Source organism: Streptomyces sp. NPDC054840 (genome assembly GCF_053611065.1).
In genome coordinates this window covers 1-2,431 of record NZ_JBSGZP010000892.1, presented here as the reverse complement: position 1 = coordinate 2,431, position 2,431 = coordinate 1, and the positions used below count along the sequence as shown (strand labels likewise).

Below are 2,431 nucleotides of genomic sequence, written 5' to 3'. Positions count from 1 at the left end.
TGCGGCGCATGGCCTGGCCCTTGCCCATGGCGGCCTGCGCCCAGGCCTCGATGGTGTGCAGCATGGCGCGCGTACGGGGGAGGGTCTGCTCGCCCGAACCGGACTGGGCGAGCTTCATCAGGTCCAGGGCCTCGTTCGGCTTGCCCAGGTGGACCATCTGGCGGGCGGCGCGGGACAGCGCCTCACCCGCGCGCGGCCGGTCGCCGCCCTCGCGGGCGGCGTGCGCGGCGATGACGAAGTACTTCTGCGCCGTGGGTTCGAGGCCCACGTCGTGGGACATCCAGCCGGCGAGGACCGCCAGGTTGGCCGCCACCCCCCACAGGCGCCGCTGGAGGTGGTCGGGGTGGTGGTAGGCGAGCATGCCGCCCACCTCGTTGAGCTGGCCGACGACGGCCTTGCGCTGGAGTCCGCCACCCCTGGAGGCGTCCCAGGCACGGAACACCTCCACGGAGCGCTCCAGTGCCTGGATCTCCTGGGAGCCGATGGGCGCTGCCTCGTAGCGGTCGTAGCCCGCTGGGTCGGCCTGGAAGGAGTCCCCGAAGTTCCGGCCGTCCTTCGCCAGGGCGGGGTCGGTGTGCAGCCAGTCGTACATGGCGTTGCTGAGGGCGGAGCCGGCGGTGAGTACCGCTCCCGCGCCCATCAGTCCGCGACGGTTGAGCATGAGGTCCATTCCCGTGAATTCGGTGAGGACCGCGGCTGTGCGTTCGGGCGCCCATGGCATCCCGTCGGGGTTCTCACGAGCCCCGTCCGGCTGCCGTCTGGTGGTGCGCCGCTGCCGTACGAACCCGAGGTCCTCGATGGTCACGACACGACCGAGCCGCTCGGTGAACAGTGCTGCCAGTACCGTGGGCACCGGTTCGCGGGGGGCCTCCCCCATGTCGATCCAGCGCCGCACCCGCGAGGTGTCGGTGGCCAGCTGGGGGTGGCCCATGGCCGCCGCCTGTCTGTTCACCATCCTCGCCAGCTCGCCCTTCGACCAGCCGGCCAGGCCGAACAGGTCGTTCAAGCGGGTGTTCGGACCTTTGCTCACGTCAAGCCCCCAGGTTCTCGGCTGAGTTGACAGTAGCCCGCCGTCAGATGCCCAGCGACTATTCGCCAGGCTTCGCCAGGGCACGCCCGATGGTTCGCCACCTTGCGCCGGGTGTCAGGTAGGAATGCGCCTCCCCGACCCGGTTCACCGGCGGAACTCCCCAGGGTGAAGTACGGGATCCGGCGGGGCGGCGTACGCAACTCGTCGGCGCACGAAGGGATCCGTATCACCATGTACGCAGCAACCTCCTCCGTGTCCGCACCGGTCCGGTCGCACCGCACGCTCCCGGCTGGCGGCGGCCCCTACCTCGAACCCGGCCGCCCGCCGGTTCCGGCACAGGGCGCCGTCCGGGCGCGGCGGATGCCGGGTACCGGATCACTGCCCGTCAGCGGAAGAATCGACCTCTCGGGGCCGCAGGGAGCGCAGCTGCGCACCGCGCTCGCCTCGGTGCAGCGGATCTGTCCGGAGTTCGCCCCGGTGCAGGTACTACGGCGCAGCGGCCGTTCGGTCCTCCTGGTGGGCACCACCGGCCGGATGACCGCCGTCGCGAAGGTTTTACTGGATCACTCGCCCGAGTGGCGTGAGCGCTACCAGCACGAAATAGCGGCATACCGGGCCTTCGTCCGGCACCGCCCGCCGGTCCGGGTGCCGCGGCTGATCGCCGCCGACCCCGAGAACTGCACGCTGGTGGTGGAGCGGATGGCGGGCCGGGTCGCGGCGCTGCAGCGGCACCCGGTGGAGCCGCCGCCGCGGGTGGACCTCCGGGCGGCCCTGGGCGCGGTGTGCCGGGTCAACCAGTGGCGGCCGCCGTCAGAGTTGTTCGGCACCCCGATGAACTACGCGCGGCGGATCGCCCGCGACTACGAGTTGGGCCTGCTGACCGACCGGGACCTCGGTGACCTGCAGAAGCTGCTGCACGGCGTGAAGCTGTCGGGCACGGCGCTGCAGTTCAACCACGGTGACGCCCTGCTGTCGAACCTGCTGCTGTCGCCGGCCGGTCCGGTCCTGCTCGACTGGGAGCACGCGGGCTGGTACCTGCCGGGCTACGACCTGGCCACGCTGTGGACGGTACTGGGCGACGCCCCGGCCGCGCGCGCCCAGATCAGCCGGCTCGCCCAGTCGGCCGGTCCGGCCGCGCGGGACGCCTTCCTGGTGAATCTGATGCTGGTACTGACCCGGGAGATCCGGATGTCCGAGACGGCGGTGCAGCGCTCGATGCTGGCGACCGCCCCGACCCAGTCGCTGCCGGTGGGCGCCCTGTCCTCCGGCGAGGAACAGCGGCTGCTGCTCCGCCGCCTGCACGACGATGCGGGGATGGCGCGCCGAGCGGTCCGCGCGGCGGTCGCCACGCGCTGACCGTCCCCCCGGGACGCGAAGCCCCGTGGCCCCACCGCCACGGGG

Annotated in this window: 2 protein-coding genes; one reads left to right on the top strand and one right to left on the bottom strand. The window is 72.2% G+C overall.

Annotated elements, in window-relative coordinates; genetic code table 11:
• The coding region (locus ACWGIU_RS35585; RefSeq protein ID WP_453712229.1) for a hypothetical protein at positions 1–1,030 on the bottom strand (1,030 nt) is incomplete at its 3' end.
• Between the two features lie 231 nt (positions 1,031–1,261).
• Here ACWGIU_RS35585 and ACWGIU_RS35580 point away from each other — a divergent pair.
• Positions 1,262–2,386: an aminoglycoside phosphotransferase family protein gene (locus tag ACWGIU_RS35580; RefSeq protein ID WP_453712228.1), complete on the top strand. Its 1,125-nt coding sequence runs from the start codon at positions 1,262–1,264 to the stop codon at positions 2,384–2,386.
• Positions 2,387–2,431 lie beyond the last annotated feature (45 nt).